Raw genomic sequence first — 24,695 nt, 5'->3', positions numbered from 1 at the left:
CAAGTAGTTTTGCGGAGCCGCCGCTTTCCGTGTAGCTTTGTAAAGAGGGGTACCCCTGGCTGCGTAGTTCAACGGATAGAATAGGCGTTTCCTAAACGCTTGATATGGGTTCGATTCCCGTCGCGGCTACGTTGAAGTGGTGAGGTGGTGAAATGGTGAGTTTGACGTTCTATCTGCGCAAGTGGCGCCAACGGAACGTCAAACTCACCATTTCACCACCTCACCACTTACTCTATCAGGCCGTGCATCATGGCGTAGCGAATGAGGGCCGCTGTGTTCTTGGCCTGGGTTTTTTCGATGATGTTTTGGCGGTGCGTTTCGATGGTTCGCTTGCTGGCAAAGAGCTGATCCGCTATTTCCGCGTTGGTGAGTCCTTCGGCAATCAGCTTGAGCACCTCCATTTCTCGCACCGACAGCTCCACGGGCCCGTTGCGGTGCAGTGCTAAGTTATAGGATGGGTGGGGCTCGGCAGGCTCGCAGATGAGAGCTGCCCGTTCTGGTACTGCCCGCTGCATGGTGCGGTTGAGCAGGCTAAGGCCTATTTCAGTGCACAAAAACTGCCGGCCGGCCGCTACCGTGCGAATACCGTGGGTGATTTCAGTGCTTTCGGCATTTTTGAGCGCGTAGCCCAAAGCTCCGGCCTGTAGCATCCGATGCACGTAGCTTTCGTGGTCAAGCATGGACAGCACGAGCACGCGCATGGCAGGAAAATGAGTCCGCAAGGAGTCCATGGTAGCAAAGCCGTCCAGCACGGGCATATTGACATCCATCAGCACTACATCGGCCGGGGTAGTGGCCAGCAAATCTAAGAGTGCCTGACCATTGCTAGCTTCGCCCACTACCTGAATATCAGGCTCACGCGAGAGAATGGCCCGGATACCATCCCGCAGGATAGTATGGTCATCAGCAAGCAGTACACGAATCATAGAGGGGTTCGATTCAAACTCAGCAGTAAAAAGGCCGTGTGGCCACAGGTTGCCAATAGTACGGAATAACTGCTGGGAAGGCTGCATACCGCTATTACATCCGGGGTTGAGACAAGCCTTGCCTGCGGTTGAACGAGACCTACGACCTGCGAGCCTGCCCTACCCTTCCGCGCTGCCTAGTTAACCGCACAGCAGGTGGTTAATACCGTCTAGTGGCCTTGGAGTTAGGTAGTAGGATTGCCCACGCCCCAGCCGCACTCAGCCTGGGTAAGCGCTGCCCGAGCGGCCACCGGCCCAGGTGCTAGCCACCTTGCATTCCGTAGAATCACTGAGCTATAAATCAGTGTTTTACACCTATTTTATCCTGAATACAGGCCCTATATTGTTAGTACATTTCCCTTTCCAAAGCCCAGGGCTTAGAAGTTGTGCCGAAGACGTTGTGACGTGTCTAGTTTCACCTGTGCTACTCCTTTTTGATTATGGAAGTCTACCGTGAAATTCTTCCCGAGAGCTACCTGCTAATTCTCACCGATGACAGCCAGCCCACGGCGCGGGCCCAGCTCTCCTATGCCTTGCGCCGGGCCATTCGTAGCGGCAAGCCGAGCATTTGGATAGATTGCAGCCACTTGCGGAACCTGTCCTTTTCTACCCTGCGCCTGCTGGTGCGCTATTACCAGCGCCTGCGGGAGCGGCAGATTCCGTTGGTGCTGTGCCACCTCGGCGACTCTGCCCACCAGTTGCTGGCTCGCCTGCCTACCACCAGCTGCCCGCCCGTGGTTCCCTCCTTGCTCGATGCCGAGCGGTATTGCCGGAGTCAGCACGTGCCGGTGCATTAACCGTTGGCTCCGGCAAGCCCCCGTGGTATCCCCCGATTGCCAGGCGCTTTTGGTCGTGTAACTGATGCCGGTGGTGAAACATCGCGCTGGCGGGGTAGAACTAGAACGACCTTGTCATCGATGGAATGAAATATTCTGCGTAAGCTTCGGCATCTCAACCGTTGCCCGCATGAATTCTGCTCCGCTTTCCGGCCTTTACGCACCTTCCCTGAGCCTGCTCACCGACCTCTACCAGGTTACCATGGCCTACGGCTATTGGCGCCAGGGTATGCAGGACCGCGAGGCCGTATTTCACTTGTACTTTCGCCGGCCGCCTTTTGCGGGGGGCTACGCCGTGGGCGCGGGCCTGGCTTACGTGGTGGATTTCTTGCAGAATCTGCAGTTTTCCGAAGATGACCTGCACTACCTCGGCAGCCTGAAAAGCGCCAAAGGTGGGGTCATGTTTCCGCCGGAATTCCTGACCTACCTTCGCGAGCTGAAGTTTACCTGCGACGTAGACGCCATTGCCGAAGGCACCGTGGTATTTGCCAATGAGCCGCTCATTAGGGTTCAGGGCCCGCTACTGCAGGCCCAGCTAGTGGAAACCGCCTTGCTGACGCTCGTCAACTTCCAGACGCTAATAGCCACCAAGGCTTCCCGCATTCGGGAGGCGGCCGGCTCCGATACGGTGCTGGAGTTTGGGCTGCGCCGGGCTCAGGGCCCTGATGGGGGCCTGAGCGCCAGCCGTGCCGCCTACCTCGGCGGCGTCGATGCTACTTCCAACGTGCTGGCCGGGCAACGCTTTGGCATTCCGGTGAAAGGCACCCACGCCCACAGCTGGGTTATGGCCTTCGAGCAGGAGCAGGAAGCTTTTGCCGCCTACGCCCAAGCTTTCCCCGATGATTCGGTTTTTCTGGTAGACACCTACGACACGCTGGAAGGCGTGCGCCACGCCATTACCGTAGCCCGGGAGTTGCGAGCCAACGGCCACGAGCTGAGCGGCATCCGCCTTGACTCCGGGGACCTGGCCTACCTCAGCCGCGAGGCCCGGGCCTTGCTCAATGAAGCTGGCTTTGAGAATGTGCGCATCGTGGCCAGCAACGACCTGGAGGAAAACCTCATTACCAGCCTCAAGCAGCAAGGGGCCAAAATTGATACCTGGGGCATTGGCACCCAATTGGTAACGGCCTACGACCAGCCAGCCCTGGGAGGCGTGTATAAAATGGCAGCCCTGCGCAAACCCGATGATTCAGGCTGGGATTTCACCATCAAGCTCTCGGAGCAATTGGCGAAAACCAGCATTCCGGGCATTCTGCAGGTGCGCCGTTACGAGAGCGACAAGGGCCAGCCCCGCGCCGACATGCTCTACAACGTGGCCGAACCCTTACCCGAGCAGCTCACCATCGTCGATCCGCTTGATGCCACCCGCCGCCGCCCCGTGCGCCCCGATGCTACCTACCGGGAGCTGCTGGAGCCGGTGTTTCGTCGGGGCCAGCTGGTGCAGCAACTCCCGAGCCTGGAGGAAAGCCGCGCCCGCGCCCACCGGGAGGTTCTGAGCCTGGACCCCAGCATCCGCCGTTTCCTCAACCCCCACACCTACCCCGTGGGCCTGGAGGAAACCCTGAACACCTTCCGCACCAACCTGATTCTGGAGAAGCGGCCCCAGCGGCCGGCGTAGCCGTATGTAGGCAGGTTGCTTGGCAAGTGGGGAGCTTTCTTCACCAATTAAGCAGCATTTTGTGTGCATCAGAAGGTGAAGGTTTCTTTTCTGTAATTGCCAGCCAGCTACTACAAGGTGCCGAACTTTCTCCAGAGGCGGGGTAGCATTTTGGGCAGTTGGTTTTCCGTCCAGTCTTCGCCCTTGGTTACGGAGTCGGCGTAGTCTAGGCCGCGGGTAATGGCCACGGCCCGGGGAAAAGTATCGTCTTCCGTTTGCTTGCCGGTGCGGGCAGCGTAGGCCATGCCGGCCACGTAGAGCAGCGCTTCAAACTCCTGATACGGTTCCTCGAGCAGCGCAGCCAGAGAGTCGGGGTTGCGCAGAGCTTCCGTGAATACGGCTTCGCCCTGCCCTACCAGCCAGCACCGGAAGTACAGGTAGGGGTCCTCGGAAACGTAGCCGTCGATGATTTTCTGGGCGGCCATAATCAGGAATGTATCGGCCTCCAGCACGTGCTGGCGCAGCTGGCACTCAAACTCTAGTATCTGCTCGGGCGGGTAGCTTTCCAGGCAACTGATCAGGGCCTGCTGCTGGCGCTGCTGGTCGCCCTGTGAAGCCTGCTTGGTCGAATCAATGATCTGCCAAAATTCGTTTTTATCCATTGCGGTGTGTAGTAGTTATCCTCGTTGATTACGCTCCGCCTTCTGGCCGGCCCGATACGTCAAAACTATACACGACCACAGCCAAAGCCTATACCTACCAGCCCTGCTACGACCACTACTTTTGCCTGCACTTCGTTGTTAGAGAACAACTCACCGGCTGCTGGTCGTTTTTTTGATGGCTATGGCAGCCTAACCCCTCGTATCTTATGTCCACTCTGCAATTCAAAACCAGCATCAACTGCGCCAATTGCCTGCGCGCCGTAACGCCCTTTCTCGACGCCGAAGCCAGCATCGACAAGTGGCAAGTTGACACCAACAACCCCAATAAAGTACTGACCGTGGAAGGCGAAAATCCCATTCCCGAGCTCATCATGAAAGCCGTGTCGCAGGCTGGGTTTGACATTGAGCCGCTCGCGGCTTAAGCGTCGGCCAACACTCCCGAAGCCCCGGTTTTCTACGGAAAGCTGGGGCTTTGGTATTGCGCGCAACTATACCCGCTCCGCGCAGCAGCCCTCCGAGAATGCCCGCAAGATTGGCTTACTCCTTGCCTACCTTGCGCCCATGCATACGCCTCTCACCATCCTATGGGTGCTGGCCTCTTTGGTGGGGCTCAGCAGCTGCCAACCCGCCCAACCAGCAACAACTACTTCCGCCCAACCGAGCGTAACAGCCGCTACCCCGGGAGCTCCTACTGAAGCCACCGCCCGCGCTGCCGTGGCCCGCTATGTGCAGCAACAACCCAGCGCCGCCCTGTACCAAGTGGATTCGGCTCGCGCCCTGGAAGTAGAAAACCACTGGCAAGTGCTGGTCCCGCGTGCCGACTGGGCCGGGCGGATGCCCGACAAAGCGGCCTTCGAAGTGGATAAGCAAACAGGCACGGTTACACCCCTGGCTGTAAAATAGCCCCTGCAAACGCTCATCTGCTTAAACTCACTAGTCTTCCTCTGGTAAGACGCTTTTCTACGAAAGCCGAAAGCCGCGCTATGACTTCACATAGCGCGGCTTTCGGCTTTCGGATCATCACTAGCTTAGCCTTCGTAGCGTAGCTCGCCGGCACCTACTTGCAGCCGGATTCCGGGCTCCTGGGTGATGCGGCCGGCAACCTGAGCATCATAGCCGTTGCTGCGGAGGCTGACGGCTACGGCTTCGGCCTGGGCCTCATCCGTGACCAGGAGCATACCGTTGCCCATGTTCCAGTAGAGGTAGGCATCGGCGGGGGTAATGCCGGCCAGCTCCGTGAGCTTCTGCATGGCGGGCAAGGGCTCGAAGAGGTTGGTTAGCTCGGCGCCCACGCCGTTTTTGAGTACCCGCTTGAAGTTATCAGCAATGCCGCCGCCGGTAATGTGGGCCGCCGCATAGAGCGGCAAGCCCGCGTCCAGCACCCGCGCTACGCCGGGCGAGTAGATGAGGGAAGGTGCGAGCAATACTTCACCCCAGGTGTGGCCGGCGCTGCCGTGGGGGGTAGCATCCGGGCCATCATACGGGGCCGAGTGCCAGTTCTCGCCGAATAGATTCTGAAGAGTGCGGCGGGCCAGCGAGAAGCCGTTGGACCGGAAGCTGGGCGAGCGAAGCGCCACGACGGCTTGTCCGGCTTGCACGCCCGCCCCGCTCAAGGGCCGCTCCAGGCTGGGGTGCAGGCTGCCAATGGCCGTGGAGCACCAGTTGAAGTTCATGCGGGCGCCTGGCCAGCCCCCAATGCGGTTACCTAATTCGGCAATTTCGCCGCCCGTAATGGCTACTTCCGCAAAGTTGCAGGCATCGTGCAGGCCACGCATCATCTCGTCAATCACCTCGTAATCAAGCGTGTTCACGTCGATGATGTTGGAAAGGTTGGTGGGCACGAAACCGCCCACAATCAGGTCGTCGGCGGTCATGGCTACCAGGTCGTAGCCCAGCGTGTCGAACTTTCCTACCCGCTCTGCTACCTCAATCTTGGTCCCGATACCGTCGGAGCTGATGCCCAGCCGGGCGTTGCCAAAGCGGATTTCGTTGGCAAAGCCGCCATCCAGGTCCTGGGCCGCCTCACCGGGCTTGCCGGCGCGGTTCGGAAAGGTCTTCTTCGACCAGGCGTAGGCGTTGCGGGAGCATTCATTGCCGAGGTCGATGTCGTAGCCGGCGGGTTTTTGGGAAGAAGAGGACATACGTTGTAGGGGTTCAATGCTTATTTGCCCGTCATTCCGAGCTTGCCGAGGAATCTCGCTCGCGCCGTTGAATTAGTATGGCAAGGTCAGCACGCAAGATGCTTCGACAAGCTCAGCATGACGTGCTCTATTAGTAACTGTCTGACCGATTAATGCTCCGTTGGTGCGGGAGCCTTGGCGCTGACGGAGGGCAACGCGTTGGCGTCGTTTTTCTTGTCGGAGCGGTGGCTTTGGCGCTCCTCCTGGATGTGGCGCAGGTACTTGGTCACGTCGCCGGTGGGGTACTGGCCGGTAAAGCAGGCGAAGCAGCTGCCACCGTGGCCGCGCTCCTCCGAAAACAGGTCCCGCAAATCGTCAATCGACTGATAGATAACCTTGTCGGCCTCAATGTAGCGGCAGATTTCCTCCTCCGTGTAGTTGGCGGCAATCAGCTCGGTGCTCATGGCCATGTCAATGCCATAGATGCAGGGCGAGACGATGGGCGGGGCGCTGCTGATGAAGTACACCTCCGTGGCCCCCGCCTCGCGCAGGATGCGCACGATGCGCCGCGAGGTAGTGCCGCGCACAATGCTGTCATCGACCACGGCAATCTTCTTGCCTTCCACGAACTCCCGAATGGGGTTAAGCTTTTTCTTGACGATGTCCTCGCGGCCGGCCTGGCTGCTCACGATAAAGGAGCGGCCCATGTGGTTGTTTTTTACCAGAGCCCGGCGGTAGGGCACCCCAATGGCTTCGGCCAGACCAGAGGCAGAAAAGTAGCCCGACGACGGCACATCAATCACCATATCCGGCTGAATACCCGATTCGATAACCTTGCGGGCCAGCATCTTACCCAGCCGCACCCGCTCGCGCGCCACCAAGCGGCCGTGAATGGTAGAATCCTCCCGCGCGAAGTAAATGTGCTCGAACACGCAGAACGCTTTGGGCTGGGCGTAGGGATTTTTGTAGTGAACCTTGAAGTCCTTGTCGATAAACACGGCCTGCCCGGGCCCTACGTTCTTGATGAACTCGAAGCCGAGGTAGTCGAAGCAGGTACTTTCGGAGGCGAAGGCGTAGATGGGGCCTTTTTCCGTCTGGCGGCAGCCCAGCACCAGGGGCCGGATGCCTAGCGGGTCGTTGAAGGCCAGCAGCCCGTGGCCGGCAATGACGGTGATAGTAGCATAGGCACCTTTCACCAGCTCCTGGGTGGTTTCCACCGCGTCGAAAATGTCGATAACCGAGAGGTTGTCGAGGTTTTTCAGGCGCAGCTCCGAGGCGAAGGTGTACATGATCAGCTCCAGGTCGTTGCTGGTTTTGGGCAGCACGTGGTACTTCTCGTGCAGGCGCTTGGCCGCTTGCCGGAAGTTGATGACGTTGCCGTTGTGCACCATGGCCAGCCCGAAGGGGTAGCTGGTGGTAAACGGCTGGGCCAGCTCGGCATCGTTGGAGCCCTGGGTGGTGTAGCGCGCGTGGCCGATGCCGATGTTGCCCTTCAGCTTCTTGAGCTGCTTGGGGCGGAACACGTCGGAAATCAGGCCGTTGCCTTTGCAGAGGTGAAAGTTGTCGTCGAAGGTGGCTATGCCGGCCGCGTCCTGGCCGCGGTGCTGAAGCGCCGTCAAACCAAATACGATGTCGTGGGCGACGTCATCGGGACCGTAAAAACCTACAATTCCGCACATGGGAAGTATCAGGAAGTGGTAGTGAGCAGGAAAGCCCGCTACCGGGGTGGTAAGTGTAACTCCGGGAATGCACTGGGCTTCCCTAAGTTGAGGCGGACGATAGGCCTAGCTTCCCGCGTCCTTTCCTTGCGGAGAGGGGGTAGCGGGAGCAGGCAACAGAGGCTCGGGGGTAAGAGGTGAAGCGGCAGCCGTGGCTACCGTTTCGGGTAAGATGGTGGGTAGCTCGCCTCGGATAAGACGGGCTAGGGTATCGGCGTAGAGAAAGTGCTCCACAGCCAGGCCGCGGCGCTCGACCTCCGCCAGGGTAGCAGCCCCACGCAAATCCACGGGATGCTGGGCCAGAACAGGTCCGGTATCTAGACCCTCATCAACCAAGTGTACCGTTATTTTGGTTTCAAGCAGCTGATTTTCAAAGGCCCACTCGTAGGCGTGCAGGCCCTGGTGCTGGTGCGTGTCGGCGGGATGAATGTTGAGAATGCGCCCCGCAAACGCCCGAATGAACGTGGGCGACAGGATACGCATGTAGCCGGCCAGCACCACGTAATCGGGCTGATACTGGCTTAGCACCTCCACTACCTCAGCATCAAACTCCGTTCGTTTGCGGCCCTGGCTGCTGAGGCTGGCCGTGGGGCAACCCAGCGCCGCCGCAGTTTCCAGCCCTGGCGCATCGGGCTTGTTGCTGAATACCACGGCTACCTCGGCCAGATCCTGCAGTACGCCGTGTTGCACAGCCTGCACCAGGGCCACCATGTTGGAGCCCCGGCCCGACAGCAAAATCGCCAGGCGCTGCTTACGGTTGCTATGGTTACCAGTTGCTTGCAAGAGTGGGTTCCGGCCGCTGGCCGATATCGGTACGGATGTACACATCCTGGAATGTAACTTTTTCAGCTTCCCGGTACACATGCGCTACGGCGTCCTCCAGCTCCTCGCCGTGGCCGACCAGCACCATCACGCGGCCGCCACTGGTTACTAGCTCACCTTCAGCGTTCCGCTTGGTGGCTCCATGAAACGCCAGGATGCTGGGGTGTAGCTGGTCCAGGCCAGTGATAGGGAAGCCGGTAGGAAATTGCGCGGCGGGGTAGCCACCCGAGGCTAGCACTACCCCTACGTAGCAGCCGCGGCGCTGCCGCACTACTGTTTGCTGCAATGTGCCGTTCAGGGTAGCCTCTATCAACTCCAACAGGCTACTCTCCAGCGCGGGCAACAACACTTCCGCTTCCGGGTCGCCGAGACGGACGTTGTATTCCAGCAGCTTCGGGCCCTGAGGCGTGAGCATGATGCCAAAGTAGAGGAAGCCGTTGAAATCGAATTGCTCGTTCTGCAGGCCACTTAGCGTGGGGTCCACGATGCTAGTGCGGATAGCTGCTAGCACGTTGTCGTCGCAGAACGGGACGGGGCAGTAGGCGCCCATACCTCCAGTATTGGGGCCCTGGTCGCCGGCCAGCAGCTGCTTGTGGTCCTGAGAAGGAGCCAGCAGCCGCACCCGGTTACCGTCCGTTACGCCAATGATGCTGATTTCGGGGCCAGTTAGCTTTTCTTCCAGCAGGAAGCTAAACCAGCCGGTGTGCTGCTGCTGCAAATCGTCTAGCGCAGCTTGCGCTTCATCAATAGACGAGCACACATACACGCCTTTGCCAGCCGCCAGGCCGTCGTACTTCACTACTACCTGCCCATCCAACTCCGTGGCTTTGGCACGGGCCTCGTCCAGCTTATCGCTGCGGTACTGCCACGACATAGCGGTTGCTACCCCATGCCGCCGCATAAAGTCCTTCGACCACACCTTGGAGCTTTCCAGCGTGGCGCCGGCCCGGCTGGGACCAAACACCCGGATGTCGGAACCAGTGAAGTAATCCGTCACGCCCGCCGCTAACGGAGCTTCGGGACCCACCACAATCAGCTTCACGCCGTTGGCTTCGCAGAAGCTCTGGATGGCTGGAAAGTCGGTAGCGCTGATTTCGGGGTGGCTGTTCGGAATGCCGGCGTTGCCGGGCAGCACGTGCACGGTGGCCCCGTCGCGGGTCAGCTTCCACGCCATAGCGTGTTCACGGGCCCCGCCGCCGAGGAGTACTATGGTTTTAGGAGTTGCCAAGGTCGTCAATGCTTAAAATCTGTCTTGTGTTACTCCTTCATCTATTTTCACTGACTTGGCCACTATTACCAAGTTATCTTCTTCGTGAGGCTCGCCGGAGTTACCATATGGGTCTAAGGATAGATACCACCGGTCATCCTCAATTCTTTTGAAGACGATATCCGAGTAACGAGGGGAAGCGAAATCTTCATTAAGGCGCAAACTCAGAATTTCATCCAACTCAATTTGCAGCACGCAAGGCATCCATGCATTGCGTGCTCTTTTGCGAATTAGAAGCTCCACAGAAGCTTGGCGCAGCACAGGCTCACTGTTGAAAGTATAGGCCGCATTTATCTTCAGCGAGATAATCTCCCCGTCGTTTAGCGCATAATCTTTCAACAATTTTTCCATCGTACAGGCCTAGCTGATATCGTCGATGGAAACTATCAGTCCATCAGTGAACTGAAAAACGGACTTGCCCTGCAGTTGTAGTTTGTCGCCAGCTTTCAGACCATTGGGAAAGTCCATAGCGGCAACGGCTATGTAGTCCAGAAGGGCTTCCACGCGGCTGTCGGCTACTTGCCAATTCGTGACGCGCTGCTCCCGTTGGGAGAAATATCGGGTGGCTTGTTCGGCCTGAGCTTGGAACTCCGCCTTACCGTGGGTGGTCAGGCTGATTTCTCCGCTGGCTATGTTCCGAAATGTTACCTCGTCGTGCAGCGGCGCCAGCATACCGGCCACATCGAAGCGGTTGTACGCTTCGATGTAGTTGGTTACCAGATTTTTTGCCTGCAAGGGCTCCATTTAGATGGCGTCTTTCATGATGCCGGCGCGCACCAAGTTCCCCACGAGGCGGACTTGTACGTCGTCGCCGGAGTTGGTTTCGTTGCTGGTGGGCAGCGGGCTGCCCGTGATTCGCTCGTAGATATCGAGGTAGCGGCGGCTGGCTTCGGCGGAAACTTCTGGGGTAAGGGCGCGGGGATATTGGCCGTCCTGCTTGTTGGCAATCAGCCACTGGCGCACGTACTCCTTGTCCATTTGCTCCACGGTCTCGGGGTTCTTGGCGTAGTCCTCGGCGCTCCAGAACCGCGACGAGTCGGGCGTGTGGATTTCGTCAATCAGGATCAGTTCCCCATCCAGCAAACCAAACTCATACTTGGTATCCACCAGGATAATGCCGCGCTCGGCCATCCACTTGGAGGCAAAGTTGAACAGCTCCAGGGACTTCACCCGCATCTGCTCGTAGAGCTCCGCCGTCACCCACCCTTCTGCCACTAGGTTCTCCGGTGTAATTTCGCGGTCCGACTCCTCCTTGGTAGTTGGCGTTACGATGGGCGCGGGGAACTGCTGGTGCTTGCGCAGGCCATCCGGCACGGTTACGCCCGAGAAGGTGCGCTGGCCTTGCTGGTAGCCGCGCCACATCGAGCCCGTGAGGTAGTGGCGCACCACCATTTCCACCCGAATCGGCTCGGCTTCCTTGGCCAGCGTCACGTTCGGGTCGAGCAGCGAAATCACGTGGTTCGGAATGATGTGCTGGGTTTTCTCGAACCAGAAAGCCGCCAGCCCGTTCAGCACCGCGCCTTTGTGAGCCACCGGCGTTTCCAGCACCGAGTCGAAGGCCGACAGCCGGTCAGTTACTACGATGAGCCGCTCACCGGAAGGCGCGCGGTACGAGTCCCGAACTTTGCCGCGGTGCAGGAGTTCGAGCTGAGGGGTATCGAAGTGGTTGAGGGTGTTCATACGACGAGGTAGCAGCCGGCACTAGGTCAGCGGCGGCAGGCGGGGTGTCTAGGATGAAAACTGGCGGGCTTCCTGAGGAACGGCGGCGGCTTGGCCCTGCACGCGCTCCACAATGTTCCGGAACAGGCGCAGGCCGTCGCCCTCTTCGCTCAGGCCAGGATTTAGGCGCTTGCGCCGGGCCCAGTCGGGGTGATTATAGAGCGAGAGGAAGGCCTCAGGGTGAGGCATCAGCCCAAACACCTGGCCGGTGGTGTCGGTCAGGCCGGCGCAGTTGAGGTCGGCGCCGTTGGGGTTGTGCGGGTACACGTCCGTCGGCGAGCCGTCGAAATCAGTGTAGGCCAGGCAGTTCAGGGCGCGGGTTTCGATTTCGGCCAGGGTTTCTTCGCCTTTGATAATCAGGCGGCCTTCGCCGTGGCGCACGGGTACCTCCAGCGTGTCGATGCCTTTGAGGAAAGGCGAGTTCGACTTGGGGTTGACTTTCAGGCGCACCCACCGGTCTTCGTAGCGGCCCGAGGCGTTGTGCGTGAGGGTTACTTCGGGCGTCACGTCGCCGCTCAGGTTGGGGAGCAGGCCGAGCTTCACCAGCACCTGGAAGCCGTTGCAAATGCCCATCACGAACTTGCCATTGGCCACGAACTGCTTGATTTCATCAAGCAAGGTGCGGCCCGCGGCGTTTTTGCGGTAGCGCAGTTTGTTGGCCAGTACTACGCCGGAGCCCAGGTCGTCGCCGAAGCTGAAGCCGCCGGGGAAGTTCAGGATGTCGTAGTCGTGGATGCTGACGTGGCCGTGCAGCACCTGGTTCAGGTGCACGATGGTGGGCTCGGCGCCGGCTAACTGGTAGGCGGCGGCAAACTCCTCTTCGCAGTTAATACCGAAGCCCGTCAGGATGAGCGCCTTGACTGATGATTGATTGGTGGTTGCTAGTTGTTGGCTGCTACCTTCCTGTGGCTGCTCCTCGTCCGCCTCTGCGTGTTCGGCTCCGGTTTGCTCCGCCGCGTGGCCTTTCAGGGGCTCGGTGGTTTCGTGGCCAGCGTCCACGCTTTTAAAGCCCAGCACGATGAGGTTGCCGTTGGCATCCGTGATGGGGCCGCCGTGGTCGAGCTGGGGCCGCGGGGGCGTATTCAGGTCTGGCAGTTTGGGTTGTTCGTCCATGCTTATTGTACGGTTTCGTGCTGGCCGAAGCCGATGATGCGGTTCACCGGGCCGTTGGTCCACTCGTAACGCAGGGCGGCGGTGCTGGCCGAAATGATGGTTTTGCCAGACTGCCGCACATGCAATTGACCGTTTTGCGTTACCCAACCGAGGCGGGTAGCACGAGTGCCAAAGTGCTGCTCAAACGCCACTACATCCTCAGGCGCCACCGTAGCCACGAACCGGGAGTGTGACTCCGAGAACAGCTGCACGTGCACTGGCAGGCCTTCCGGCAGCTCTACCTCCGCCCCAAAGCCGTGACCAAACGTGGCTTCGGCCAGGGCCACGGCCAAACCGCCATCCGACAAGTCGTGGCAGGATTGGATGAGGCCCTGGTCGTTGGCCTGGCCCATCAGCGTGTAGAGGGCTTTGGCTTCTTCGAACCGCACCTTGGGTACGTTGGCGCCCAGCTCGCCGAAGAGCTGGTAGAACTCCGAGCCGCCCAGCTCGTCGTAGGTTTCGCCCAGCAGGTACACCACGTCGTCGGCTTGCTTGAAGTCGGAGGTGATGGTGCGGCGGACGTCTTCGATTTTGGCGGTCATCGAGTACAAGACCGTCGGTGGAACGGAAATCTTCACGCCGTCGGCCTTGAAGTCGTTCTTCATCGAGTCCTTGCCCGAGGTGAGCGGGATGCAGTAGGCCGCCGTGGCATCGCGCAGGGCCTGGCACATGCGCACCAGCTTGGCCAGCTTGAGCTTGCCGTCGGGGTTGGTAGCGGGGTCGTACACCGAGTCGGGCACGCAGAAGTTGTCGTTCACGGACCAGAAGTTGCCGTCGCCGTAGCTGAGGTTGGGCAGCTTCCCCCCCACCGCTACAATCTGGCGCACGGCCTCGTCAAACGCCCCAGCCGACATATCATAGGCGTCCAGGTCGCCGAAGCGGGGCAGAATGCCATTGCTCACGGCTACCCCTTCCCAGCTCTCAAAGTTGAAACGCACCACGGCGGCATCCTGCGGGGCCTGCCCGGTAGCGCCCATGAGCGGCTTGATGATGGTGCGGCCCTTCACCTCGTGGTCGTACTGCCGAATTACCGACTCGCGGGAGCAGATGTTGAGGCTACCCAGCAGGCGGCTCAGCACGTCCGTTGTAGAGACGCAATATTTTGCGTCTTCCGTCTGCTGATAGTGTTTAAGTGAGTCGTTCAATGGGGAGACGCAAAATATTGCGTCTCTACCTTCCCAACGGAGCTCCACCTTGGGCTCCTGGGCCGCAGGCTTCTGCCACTCGGCTTCCAGCACTTTGCGCGGTACGCCGTTGTGCAGGAATTCCATGTCGAGGCGCGCCACCGACTCACCGTCGAAGCGCACGTCGAGGCTGCCATCGGAGGTGAAGTAGCCGATATCCGTCAACTCCACTTCCATTTCCTGGCCCAGGGCCATTAACTCGGTCATCTTGCTCGGTTCCACGGCCAGCGAAAACCGCTCCTGCGACTCCGACACGAAGATTTCCCAGGGGCGCAGACCGGGGTACTTTAGCGGCACTTTTTCCAGCTCCACCACGGCCCCGCCGCTGATAGTAGCCAGCTCCCCGATGCTCGACGACAAGCCGCCCGCGCCGTTATCGGTGCTGCACTTGATCAGGCCGCGGCGGGTAGCCAGGATCAGGAAGTCCATGGCCAGCTTCTGGGTGATGGGCGAGCCAATCTGCACGGCCGTGGCGGGTGAAGTTTCGTCCAGCTCAATGCTGGAGAAGGTAGCGCCGTGGATGCCGTCCTTGCCCACCCGGCCCCCGGCCATGATGATGCGGTCCTGGGCGTCAATGTTCTTTTCCCAGGAGTCGAGGCCGGCCAGCTGCATGGGCATCACGGCGCCGGTGCCGCAGTACACGAGCGGCTTACCCGCGTACCGGTCATCGAACACAATGGCCCCGTTCACTGTCGGCACGCCCGACTTGTTACCGCCATCCTCAATGCCTTTGCGGACTCCTTCAAAAATGCGGCGTGGGTGGAGCTGGTTGCTCAGCAAGGTGCCGTTGAACTCGGGGTTGCCGAAGCAGAGCACGTTGGTATTGAACAGCAGCTTCGCGCCCCCGATGCCAGTCGCCAGCGGGTCGCGGTTGTTGCCCAGGATGCCGGTAATGGCGCCGCCGTAGGGGTCGATGGCCGAGGGCGAATTGTGGGTTTCCACCTTCCACACGAACAACGACTCGGGGTTGATGCGCACGGCCCCGGCATTGTCGCTGAATACCTTAATCAGCCAGTCGTTGCCGTTGGCGCGCAGCTGGCGGTCTACCTCGGCGGTAGCGTTTTTGATGTAGGTCTTAAACAAGGAGTCGACTTCAAACTCCTCGCCCGTGTCTGCATCCCGATACTTAATAACGGCGCTGAACTCCTTGTGCTTGCAGTGCTCCGACCAGGTCTGGGCAATGATTTCCAGCTCGCAGTCGGTGGGGTCCGGGGGTAGGCCGGCGGCCCGGCGCTCCTCGGCCATGCTGGTGTAATGGTCGCGCACGGCGCGCATTTCCTCCAGGTTCAGGGCGTAGAGGTTGTCTTTCGACAGCTTCACCAGCTCTTCATCCGAGAGGCCAACGAGGCGCACGGTGTCCGTAATGGATTCGGCCCCACCGCCCGGCCGCGGCGTGTAGTCGCGAATCTGGGCGATGGGGCCGACCTCGAAGCGGTTAATCATTTTGTTGCCGAGCAGCTCTTCGGCCAGCTGGCGCAGACTACTCTCGGGCAGCTCGTGCTCCAGGAAGTAGAGCCGTTTGCTGAAGATGTGCTGGGTATGCGTATCCAGCGGCTGGTTCAGGAAGTCGCCGAGGGCGTTCTGCGCCGAAATGCCTTCGTCGTCGGTGACCCCGGGCAGCTTAGCGACGAGGATGTAGCTTTTGTAGTCGGCGCCGTGGCGGAACTCGTCGAGGGCCACGTCGTGCAGTACCGGATCCTGAAGGCAATGGGTGGCGAAGTCGCGCAGTTGCTCGCCCGTTACGGGGTAGCGCACCGTGTAGAGAGCGGTGCTTTGCACCCGGCCCGTGGTCAGGCCGAGGTGGCGGTGGGCAGCTTCGGCTACACGGTGGCCCTCACCATCATGTTGGCCGGGCTTGAGCAGAAGCTGAAAGGTTCTTTGGGTAGCGTCCAAAAGATGAGTGGTTATCTATTTTTCGGGTTCCCACGCCTAAGCCAGTCGCCTGCGTGAGGAAGCACACCTCGCGCGGAGGTACGCCGAAAATGCCTTGCCGCGGGCCGATTGCCACTGCGGTAGGTTTAAGAAAACGCTTTTTCCGGCCGAGAGCCGGGTTTCACCACCGGAATACCTGACCGGCAAAGCGGACAATCATCGGGTGCGTAGGTGGCCGCCGTAACCGGCAGCAGGGCAAAGTTCGGAAAACTTAGCTCAGCTTGGGCACCCGTGCGGTCAATTAAACTGGCCACGGCCAAAACTTTTGCGCCCAGCCCCTCCAACACCCGCGCTACTTCCTTGGTGCTCTTGCCAGTAGTCACGACGTCTTCGGCAATAACAATTTTCTGGCCCGGCTCCACCGTAAAGCCCCGCCGCAGGGTCATCTGCCCCGCATCGTCGCGCTCCGTGAAGATGCCGGGCACACCCAGCTGCCGGGCCAGCTCGTAGCCAATCACCACGCCGCCCATGGCCGGGCCTACCACTACGTCGGGCTGTAATCCGGCCTCCTGAATTAGTCGGGCCAACTCCGCCGCAGCCGGGGCCGCCAGGTCGGGGCGGCACAGGAACCGGGCGCATTGCACGTAGGTGTCGGAGTGCAGGCCGGAGGACAGGCGGAAGTGCCCGCGCAGCAGCGCGTCCTCCTGCAACAATTGCTGCTCCAGGGTTTCGGGGGTGAAGGTGGGTTGGGGGGAAGTCAAGGGTCTACTCTAGTATATAAGGTGTGAACGGAACGCTGTAGAGACGCAATATTTTGCGTCTCGTCGTTGCTGAGGTTGCTCTCTTAGGTAGAGCAGGTCCTGTTGTTCTAGCCGGCCGTTCAACGAGGAGACGCAATATGTTGCGTCTCTACGACCGGGCGGAATTGGTTGATCTGCTTGACTAGCTCCCGCGCGGCGGCGCCGGCGTCGGTTGCTTGCCACAGGGCGCGCGAGGTATTAATGAGAAGGCCGGAGCCGTCGGGCCGCAGGCCGGCTTTCAACGTGGCCTGCAGGTCGCCGCCCTGGGCGCCGACGCCGGGCACCAGGAACCACTGCTCCGGCGTAAGGCTGCGGATGCGCGCTACGGCTTCGGGGTTAGTGGCCCCTACGACCAGCCCGATGCCGCCGTGCTGCTCATCAAGCTTCCGGGTCACGCGGGCAGCGCAGTCTGAGAGGGTGCCGCCGCGGGTGAGGGCCACATCTTGCAGGGAATGCGCCGGTTTGTTGCTGGTTTTGGCCAGTACGAACACCAGCTTGCCGGGCCGGGCGAAAGGCACAATGGCATCGTCGCCCATGTAGGGATTCACCGTCACGCCGTCGGCCCCGATAACGTCGTAGGCGAAACGGGCGTAGTGGTCGGCGGTGTTGGCAATGTCGCCGAACTTACCGTCCAGAATCACCGGAATGCTTTCGGGAATGCGCTGCACGGTGTCCCGCAGCAGCTTCACCCCGTCTTCCCGACTCAGGAAAAACGCCAGGTTGGGTTTGAAAGCGGCGGCGTACTCGCTGGTCTGGTCGATGACCTCGGCCAGGCGGCGCGCCACCTGCGCGTCCTCCCCTACCGGGTCAAGCCCGACGCAAAGCAGGGAGTTGGCAGCTTGGGTGCGGGAAATAAGCTTTTGCATGGGGTGGGCAGGTGTAACGCGAAGTTGCACTTCGCGAGCGTAAGAACGACTACTCTATATACAGTGGCAGGTGCCGGTTAGCGCAAGTAATTCGCGAAGTACTGTTTCGTGTTACAAACTCGCTGGCACCAAGTGGCCGCACTCGGCGGCCAGCCGGGCTGAAATGCCGGGTTCCAGCCACTCGCCACTGGCAATTTGCACGGCACTGGCCCCGCAGCGCAAGTAGTCCGTCACATGGCTGGCCGTGAACACCCCGCCCGTCCCGAAGATGGGCAGCGTAATGCGCGCGTCGTGCGCCAGCTCCCACACGCAGCGCAGGGCCACGGGCCGGAGCGCCTCGCCGGAGAGGCCACCGGCTATAGGCGCGGCCGTGGCATCGTCGGGTAGGTGCAGGGCTTTGAGCAGGTTGGTAGCCGCCAGGGCGGTAGCGCCGCCTTCCTGGGCACCCAGGGCTAAGCCCCTGATGTGCTCCGGCCAGGGCGGCAGCTTCACAATAACGGCGGCCTCGGGCCCCAGTTCGTTGCGTACGGCCTGGGTGGCTTCGCGCACAAACTTGGCGTTCAGTTCCTCGCCTTTCTCCGTGTCGGGCTGGGCCATGTACACTTCTACCCCAGCTATCAGCTCAGCCGCTTCGCGGGCCAGAAAGCGCGCAATTTTGCGAAAACCCGGAATACCGGGAGCCGTGATGCTCACAAACACCGGCACCCCGTGGCGCCGCAGGGTGGGCAGGTGTTCCTGCACCAGAATCTCGGCGCTTTCGGTGCGCATGTGAGTGGCGTTGAGCAGGGTCTGGTCGGCGACTTGCCAGATACCTTCCTCGTAGAGGCCGGGCTTCGGCTCCATCGTGACGGTGCGGGTGAAAATGGCCCCTAGCCGCTCGTAGCCCGTGCCATCCAGCTGCCAAGAGGCAGCCGCCAGGCACACCGGATTCTGTAGCGTGATTTTGCCGAGTTGCATAGGTTGAAAATGTTATGATGTTGCCGGCCGCGCCCCGCCAAAGCCAGGTGCGGCCGGCAATATCGGATGAGTACGCTACCCCCGGCCGAGGCCCGAGGCAGCCAAACCACTAGCTTAGTACTGCCCCGAAAACACGGGGTGGCCAATTCGCGGACCGACATACGTCAGAATCCCCCCTGATTTACTATCACCCCGCAGCCTTGCGCCACCCCGCCCCGTTGCCGCTGTTGGGTAGGTAACGGGTTATTTCAGGATGTAATCGGACCATCCTGCTGCACTTGGCAAAGCATCTTTACTGTTTCGTTGTAACGATTGAGTTACTCACGATACAGATGCTTCGCAGAGCTCAGCAGGACGTACTTTTTATTAAATCAATCAGCCAACAAAAGCAAAGCGCCCGGCCGACAACCGGGTGCTATCCGCTTGGGGTCCTTGCCCAGGTTTACGTGGCGGCTGGCAACAGGAGCGGTTACCATCTGCTGGGCCAGGGTAGTGGTGTCGTTCATGAGTTTACCGGTAGGGGTGTAAAGGCCTTGAAAATGAGAGAAAACGTGCTGATTTCGAGCAGCTTATCCGCACCTAGGGGCACAAAAAAACCGCTTCGAAAACCGAAGCGGTAAAAGCGGCAAAACCAGTGAAAACGAAGGAATTAACGGGGGAAACAACCTTCCGGTCATCTCGCAGGACGCTTTCCTGAAGGGTCCCGCGCTTCTTCAATGGATATTGATTGAGGTGAAGCACGTCGCAAAAGTACTACTTCACTTATACCCGACAAGAGAAGCCAGGTTAACTTTATGTTACCAAACTGTTAAGTAGCTCGTTTTCCACGTACCGTGACCACTTTACTAATCCTACCTATATCCCCTTGCCTATCAACTGGTTCCAAACAAGACAAGTAGACTATTACTACCTATGCGCCCTCCTTATGCATCTTCTGCGTATTCGCCAACAGCAGCGGTTCATAATGAGTTAATAGGTGCCATTATTAGAAATGTTCAACTTGCGGAACTTACGCTAATTCTACAGTGTACACAGGCGGCTTAAACCGATGAAACATGCATTCTTTCATCAGCAACGCTAGCAAAAATGCTGTTTGTACATACAAAAATTATTTCCGACCAGTATCTTAACAAAATTATAATGGCATAGTTTTTATATCTACCAATAGGTTGCTGTTATCTTTGTCTCACAGGCTTTTTTCCTTGATTTTCTCATTTTCTTCTCAGTTCCATATGAAAAAAGTGCTACTAGGTTTGTTGGTGAGTGGGATGCTTGCACTAGCGCCGGAAGTAAAAGCTCAAGCCGATGCTCCGGCCCCCATCGAGTACAGTGAGCGGGTGCCCGCTGATGGCGCTGGCAAAACCGCTCTGTACCGCCGGGCGTTGGACTGGACTCAAAACAAGTTTGCGTACGGTCCTAAATCTGGAATGAAAGCCGATGAAGGAACCGGAACAGTGCGGGTAACCGGCACCAGCAAGGTTAAGCGAGTTGACAATAAAGGCAAAGACCAAGAGGTTACTGTGCTGTTCGACTTTGTGTTCCGGGCCAACGATAACGGGTACGAATACACCGTAGGCTCTTTCCGGGTAGTGCCGGATCCCAAGCAGCCGTCTCAGATTATTACGTTTGATGAGTATCGAACTGAGCTTCGGGCCGATAAAAACAATGAAAAAACCCACAACGAACGTCGCCTAACGGCCCAGACGTCGTCGCTGGCCTCGGAAGCAGCTATGTCGTTTCGTTCTTACATGAACAGCACGCCGGCCGAAGGACATGTTGGGGTAGCAGGCGGCGAACACTAAGCAACCCGTACCCTCAAAATTGTTTTCACGCATGCCACTGGTCTGGAACGCAAGAGTTCCGGGCCGGTGGCATGTGTGTTTTCCGACGGTTCGAACAGTTCTCACTCGAGACGTCGGCCAATCAACCGTCTTAATTGCTTAGAGCGCTACCTAGCTCCCTTAGAGTTGACTTGTCAGTTACTGACTAGGATGCGTGCAAGGCAGGTTGTAAGTTAAGTGGCCCTCACGCGCAGAACGCCGTGCAGAACGGGCTTGCCTGAATCAGAGGCACTTCCTACTCACTGAGCCTAGTTCAACGTAGTGCCCCTTGGGCTGCTACAGGTGTTACCGCAGCTATTGCCTGCTGAGTCAGTTTTGGGTGCTGCCTTACAATGCGAAAAGCCGCGTTGCAGCGCGGCTTCTCCTATTATCTTCCCCTCAATTGCTTCTTCACTTCACTCATGGCAAAGGTAGAGCGAGCCATCTGAAATACCTGCTCAATTTAGACTAATAACGCATTCTTAAAGATGGATGTCAGGCTTTAGCCGACGAATGTTTCCGGCTTTCTGACGAAGGACTATCCGGGGGGTAGCGCATTAAAAACCAACCGCCTAGCTCCGGCGGAACTAGGCGGTTGGTTTCAGTAATCAAGAAGCGCTGATCAGCTCGTTGGGCCGTTATCAACGCGGGCTTCTACTACGCTCTGCACGGAAGCCGATACGGCTGACAGGATATCGTAGCCCGTGGCGGCTTCAATGGCATCAACGGTGGTGCGGTAAGAGCCCCAGGTGGTCAGCAGGCCGTTGTCGTTGGGAGTGTTGATGGCAATAACGCGGGTGCCAGTGGTTACGCGGGCAGCGTCGCTGGTACCTTCAGGCAGCACCACAATTACTTTCCATACCTGAGCGGGTACTGTTACGCGACCGGCATCGAGGGTAGTAGCGTAGCCATTGGAACCGGTACCGCCTTTGCCGTAGCTTCCGCAAATAATGTAGAGCTCGTTGCCCGCATTCACCAGCGTGCGGCAGTAGTTTTCTAGGTTGGCCCAAGTGCGCTGGTTGTTGTTGGGCGCCTGCGGAATCATGTTGGTCATCAGGAAGGTAGCCGAGTTGTCGGCCACGGACCCGGTGCGGTCGGCGGAGGGGCAGTTATGGCCCCGATCGAAGCCGGAACCCGTGTAGCTGGTGCTGCTAACGCGGTACCAACCCGTGGGCAGCGTGTTATCGGGGGCGAAATTGTCCTGACGCGGAGTGGAGCCCAGCCACGCGCTGCTCAAGTGCCAGCTTACCCAGTTTGGCGTACCCCGGTCGCGGTGATACGACATAGCGAACTGCGACTTCGAGACCAAGTAGTTCCAATAGTTAGCCGAGTTAGCCGTAGCGCCACTGGGGTTGCCCATTGTCAGGTGGTTGTCGCGGGTAGCGTCGGCGCTTTGGGTTACTGCAGCTGGAGTAACCGAAGGAGCTACTTCATTTTTGGAGCACGATACAACGCAGCTGGTAAGCAAGGCCAGGCCCAGAACGCGGGAAAAGGTACGGTACATGTAAACAGGGTTTGGTTGGTGGGAAGGGTAAGCAGGAGCGAAGTGGGCTCTGTGCAGGCAAAGTTGGTGAGCAAGAGTTAGCCCAATGTTACCTAAATATTATTATTTTCTTGTAATAATACAATTGTTATATTCTGGGTATATTCTTGACCCTAAGAAGTTTGCACTCTTGATGGTCCTAAAACGAACAGAGCCCCGCTGACCTGCAACAGCGGGGCTCCCAGTCCGATAATGATAAAGCGAAAAAGATAGAGTAGGGATAAAAAGTAGAAGGCTTATTGACCCCGTATGACCAACCGTTGTGTAGCCAGGCGCTGCCCGGTGGCATCGGCAAGTACCAGCTGGTAAAGGCCGGCGCGCAGGCGCAATGCCGAGATTTCCAGGAGTTGGCCAGTAACTTTTTGCTGGCTAACCAGCCCACCCTGCATGTTGTAAATAGCCAGGTGGTAGCTTCCTTCCGGCAGCACCGGCACCGTAGCCTGGATATGGTCGGCGGCGGAAGCAGGGTTTGGGTACACCGTGAAGGCCAGGTTGACTGTTTTAAGGCTCACAGGCACCACCGCCGAGTAGGTTTCTTTCCCGTCCAGGTCTACCTGGCGCAGGCGGTAGTACAGCATTGGTACCTGCTGGGCGCCGGCTTCGGCATCGCGCAAGGTGTATTGCCGAGCCGTGGCTGAAGTACCAGCCGCCGCTACCTGGCCTACTGGCTCGAAGTCAGCAGAAGCCCGCACGGAACGCTCGACTACAAAGAGGCTGCTGTTCAGCTCGCTAGCTGTTTGCCACACTAGATTCACGGCGCTGCCGCTGGCCCGGGCGCTGAAGCCCACTAGCTGCACGGGCAAAGGGGCTGGGGCCGTAATGCTGGAGGGGAAACCCATGGGCCGGTCCTCGGCAAAGCCGTAGTACACCTGCGTGTTATCGAGCAATGCCACCCCGTTGGTCAGTTCAATTTCAACCCAGTCGAAGTCGCGCGTGGTGCGGAAAGAAACTTCCTGACGGCCATCGGCCAGCACTTCTACGCTTAGCAGTGAGCTACCTACGGCGCTTTCGACCAGTTCCGCTCCGGTAGTACCACTTCCCGTAGCGTTCTGGGTACCGGTATAGGTGTTGATGCGGATGTTGGAAAGCAGATTGGCATCGAGCAGACCGGTGCCCAAGCCCAGCACGACACCTGCCACGTTACCGGCGCGGCCAGGCCCATCCAAGCGGAGCTTCAGGCGGGTAGTTCCGCCCACGCTCAGCCCCGTGCGCACGGTAGCGTAGTTGTTGGTCTTGTCACGGTCGGCGGCGTTTTGCGGGTTCATCACCGAGCAGTTCACGCACACCAGGCTGCCATTCACCTGGTAGTTACCGGCCGGCTCCACGAACTCCGACACGCGCGGCTGCAAGTCGCGGAATACGCGGGGTTCCAGCCCGAATCCGTAGTATACTCGCAAATCATCCAACACGCTCAGCAGCTTGGTCTGCTGAATCTCTACCCGGTCGTAGGGCTTGGTAGTTGGGAAGCTGACGTTGTACTGCTGATTGCCCAGCACTTCCAGGTTCAGCAGGTTGGCGCCAGTCGCCGATTCCTGCGGCACCCCGCCCAAGTAAGTAGTCACGCGCAGGCCATCGAGCACCGTAGCGTCGAGCAGGCTCCCACTGCCCAGCACGAACCCAGCCTGGTAGCCTGCCGGCGCCGTGCCCTCCAACTGGGTTTGTAAGGTAGGGGGGCAGCTCACATCCACCACCGACTTCATGGTAGCGAAGTTGGTCAGGCTTTTGTCAACCGCGTTGAGTGGATTCGTAACCGCGGAGTTCACACAAACGGTAATACCGTCCTTGATGACGCCGGTGCTATAGTTGGCAGTCCCGGCATTCTCAAAACGGGAAGCGTAGCCTTTTGCCGAAGTAATTACGTTGGCGTCAATGGCGTAGGCGTAGTACACCTTTAAGTCGTAACCCAGGCTCAGGGCCGAAGCTGCTTCTACCTCAATCTGGTTGAATGACTTGGTGGCCAGAAATTCCAGCCGGATTTTGCCCGTGTTGCTGCCCAGTAGCGCGGAAGCCACGGAGGCGTCTACTGCTCTTTCCTCCTGCAAGGTAGAGGTCGTGCCGTTGCGCAGATACGTGCGGACAATTATCAGATTGGCCGTGTTTAATGACAAGAGGTTCAGGGCGGTACCGCTGCGCTCTACCACCACACCGGCCCGGTAGTTGGCTGGAGCCGTAGCCGACAAATTCATCCGCAGCCGCACGGAACTGGCCAGCAAAGAGGCGGGAACATTCATTACCGCCGCCGAGTTGAAGTCATTGTCGGTAGCTAATTCGGGGTTGGTAATTTCGCCGAAGCACGTGGTAGCACCCAGGAAAGTAGTGCAGGTTCGGGTCACGCGGGCCCCGTCGCTGCCCGTGTTGGAATAGATGGGGGCACTAGCTGCCCATGTAGTTTGGACCCCAGTACCGAGGAGTGCTACTGCTGCCAGCAGCAGCGGACGGATAAGGTGTGCGTAGAGGAGCTTCATACAGGGGGCAATGAATTGATAATCACTAGGATTGAAGAACCAATCATCCTATACCAATTCTGCCGCCAAACCCCAGTTTTAGTATCAAAAACCTGATTATCAGAATGTTGATATGAAATGAAAAATGCTATATTGTTTCATTCCGGGATTTGGTTTCTAAAATTGAGAAAGTTTGCTATACCCGTTTCTCCCGCTTATACTCGCAGCATTGCGCGATTTTCCCCCTTCTGAGCTATTGAGAACCTTGCCGCAGGAATTGAATAATCCCAATGTGTCTGCTTTCCCGAAAAGGGAGTATACAAGGGTGCTGCAGTTCTTGTGTTATTCCCT

The 24,695-nt window shown here is 58.8% G+C and carries 22 protein-coding genes and 1 tRNA gene; 6 read left to right on the top strand and 17 right to left on the bottom strand.

The annotated features are described in order from the left end of the window. The first annotated feature begins 57 nt into the window (after positions 1-57). Positions 58-129, top strand: a tRNA-Arg gene (locus tag IEW18_RS00300). Between the two features lie 98 nt (positions 130-227). On the opposite strand, the gene IEW18_RS00295 is transcribed toward IEW18_RS00300, so the two are convergent. Further along, positions 228-926, bottom strand: a complete 699-nt coding sequence (locus tag IEW18_RS00295) for a response regulator (RefSeq protein WP_188555831.1) — start codon at positions 924-926, stop codon at positions 228-230. Between the two features lie 479 nt (positions 927-1,405). Between IEW18_RS00295 and IEW18_RS00290 the strand changes: the two genes are divergently transcribed. Together IEW18_RS00290 and IEW18_RS00285 are read left to right on the top strand one after the other, a co-directional pair. Further along, the gene (locus tag IEW18_RS00290) at positions 1,406-1,762 is read left to right on the top strand and encodes an STAS domain-containing protein (protein WP_188555830.1); all 357 of its coding nucleotides are present in this window, start codon (positions 1,406-1,408) and stop codon (positions 1,760-1,762) included. A 169-nt stretch (positions 1,763-1,931) separates the two neighbouring features. Beyond that, a complete protein-coding gene (locus IEW18_RS00285) occupies positions 1,932-3,419 on the top strand; it encodes a nicotinate phosphoribosyltransferase (protein ID WP_188555829.1) in 1,488 nt (495 codons plus the stop codon). 110 nt (positions 3,420-3,529) lie between these two features. On the opposite strand, the gene IEW18_RS00280 is transcribed toward IEW18_RS00285, so the two are convergent. Beyond that, on the bottom strand, positions 3,530-4,060 hold the full coding sequence (locus IEW18_RS00280) for a DUF4240 domain-containing protein (protein ID WP_188555828.1): 531 nt from the start codon (positions 4,058-4,060) through the stop codon (positions 3,530-3,532). A 206-nt stretch (positions 4,061-4,266) separates the two neighbouring features. Here IEW18_RS00280 and IEW18_RS00275 point away from each other — a divergent pair, with 206 nt between their 5' ends. Continuing rightward, entirely contained in the window at positions 4,267-4,482 is a 216-nt protein-coding gene (locus IEW18_RS00275; RefSeq protein WP_188555827.1) for a heavy-metal-associated domain-containing protein, read from the top strand. A 139-nt stretch (positions 4,483-4,621) separates the two neighbouring features. Further along, entirely contained in the window at positions 4,622-4,963 is a 342-nt protein-coding gene (locus IEW18_RS00270) for a hypothetical protein (protein ID WP_188555826.1), read from the top strand. Between the two features lie 125 nt (positions 4,964-5,088). Here IEW18_RS00270 and IEW18_RS00265 read toward each other — a convergent pair whose 3' ends face one another. The 13 genes from IEW18_RS00265 to IEW18_RS21825 all read right to left on the bottom strand — a co-directional run bounded on the left by IEW18_RS00265 (position 5,089) and on the right by IEW18_RS21825 (position 19,043). Further along, complete coding sequence (locus IEW18_RS00265; RefSeq protein WP_188555825.1) at positions 5,089-6,201, bottom strand: AIR synthase-related protein; 1,113 nt, start codon at positions 6,199-6,201, stop codon at positions 5,089-5,091. 149 nt (positions 6,202-6,350) lie between these two features. Continuing rightward, positions 6,351-7,859 carry an amidophosphoribosyltransferase gene (gene purF / locus IEW18_RS00260; protein WP_188555824.1) on the bottom strand — a complete coding sequence of 503 codons (1,509 nt, stop codon included), beginning with the start codon at positions 7,857-7,859 and terminating at the stop codon, positions 6,351-6,353. A gap of 105 nt (positions 7,860-7,964) precedes the next feature. Next, entirely contained in the window at positions 7,965-8,681 is a 717-nt protein-coding gene (gene purN, locus IEW18_RS00255; protein WP_229728529.1) for a phosphoribosylglycinamide formyltransferase, read from the bottom strand. Next, the gene (purD, locus tag IEW18_RS00250; RefSeq protein WP_229728528.1) at positions 8,665-9,948 is read right to left on the bottom strand and encodes a phosphoribosylamine--glycine ligase; all 1,284 of its coding nucleotides are present in this window, start codon (positions 9,946-9,948) and stop codon (positions 8,665-8,667) included. Before purD ends, purN begins: the two co-directional genes overlap by 17 nt. A gap of 12 nt (positions 9,949-9,960) precedes the next feature. Then, positions 9,961-10,338: a hypothetical protein gene (locus IEW18_RS00245; RefSeq protein WP_188555822.1), complete on the bottom strand. Its 378-nt coding sequence runs from the start codon at positions 10,336-10,338 to the stop codon at positions 9,961-9,963. 9 nt (positions 10,339-10,347) lie between these two features. Next, entirely contained in the window at positions 10,348-10,731 is a 384-nt protein-coding gene (locus IEW18_RS00240; protein ID WP_229728525.1) for a nuclear transport factor 2 family protein, read from the bottom strand. Next, complete coding sequence (locus IEW18_RS00235) at positions 10,732-11,667, bottom strand: phosphoribosylaminoimidazolesuccinocarboxamide synthase (protein ID WP_188555821.1); 936 nt, start codon at positions 11,665-11,667, stop codon at positions 10,732-10,734. A 48-nt stretch (positions 11,668-11,715) separates the two neighbouring features. Next, positions 11,716-12,819: a phosphoribosylformylglycinamidine synthase subunit PurQ gene (locus IEW18_RS00230; RefSeq protein WP_188555820.1), complete on the bottom strand. Its 1,104-nt coding sequence runs from the start codon at positions 12,817-12,819 to the stop codon at positions 11,716-11,718. Between the two features lie 2 nt (positions 12,820-12,821). Then, on the bottom strand, positions 12,822-15,935 hold the full coding sequence (locus tag IEW18_RS00225; RefSeq protein ID WP_188555819.1) for a phosphoribosylformylglycinamidine synthase subunit PurL: 3,114 nt from the start codon (positions 15,933-15,935) through the stop codon (positions 12,822-12,824). 125 nt (positions 15,936-16,060) lie between these two features. Beyond that, a complete protein-coding gene (gene pyrE / locus IEW18_RS00220) occupies positions 16,061-16,675 on the bottom strand; it encodes an orotate phosphoribosyltransferase (RefSeq protein ID WP_188555818.1) in 615 nt (204 codons plus the stop codon). 119 nt (positions 16,676-16,794) lie between these two features. Then, the gene (gene pyrF / locus IEW18_RS00215) at positions 16,795-17,580 is read right to left on the bottom strand and encodes an orotidine-5'-phosphate decarboxylase (protein WP_188555817.1); all 786 of its coding nucleotides are present in this window, start codon (positions 17,578-17,580) and stop codon (positions 16,795-16,797) included. A 111-nt stretch (positions 17,581-17,691) separates the two neighbouring features. Further along, positions 17,692-18,537 (bottom strand): dihydroorotate dehydrogenase, encoded by an 846-nt coding sequence (locus IEW18_RS00210; RefSeq protein ID WP_188555816.1) that lies wholly within the window; start codon positions 18,535-18,537, stop codon positions 17,692-17,694. 371 nt (positions 18,538-18,908) lie between these two features. Further along, on the bottom strand, positions 18,909-19,043 hold the full coding sequence (locus IEW18_RS21825; RefSeq protein ID WP_262891875.1) for a hypothetical protein: 135 nt from the start codon (positions 19,041-19,043) through the stop codon (positions 18,909-18,911). 726 nt (positions 19,044-19,769) lie between these two features. Here IEW18_RS21825 and IEW18_RS00205 point away from each other — a divergent pair. Continuing rightward, positions 19,770-20,339, top strand: a complete 570-nt coding sequence (locus IEW18_RS00205) for a DUF4468 domain-containing protein (protein WP_188555815.1) — start codon at positions 19,770-19,772, stop codon at positions 20,337-20,339. A 640-nt stretch (positions 20,340-20,979) separates the two neighbouring features. On the opposite strand, the gene IEW18_RS00200 is transcribed toward IEW18_RS00205, so the two are convergent. Further along, positions 20,980-21,861 carry a DNA/RNA non-specific endonuclease gene (locus tag IEW18_RS00200; protein ID WP_188555814.1) on the bottom strand — a complete coding sequence of 294 codons (882 nt, stop codon included), beginning with the start codon at positions 21,859-21,861 and terminating at the stop codon, positions 20,980-20,982. A gap of 275 nt (positions 21,862-22,136) precedes the next feature. Beyond that, positions 22,137-24,365, bottom strand: coding sequence for a T9SS type A sorting domain-containing protein (locus tag IEW18_RS00195; protein WP_188555813.1), 2,229 nt, complete (start codon positions 24,363-24,365; stop codon positions 22,137-22,139). Between the last annotated feature and the right edge of the window lie 330 nt (positions 24,366-24,695).

The sequence above is a fragment of the Hymenobacter glacieicola genome, assembly GCF_014640315.1.
GTDB classification, from domain to species: Bacteria; Bacteroidota; Bacteroidia; order Cytophagales; family Hymenobacteraceae; genus Hymenobacter; species Hymenobacter glacieicola.
This window is presented reverse-complemented; position numbering and strand designations above follow the sequence as displayed.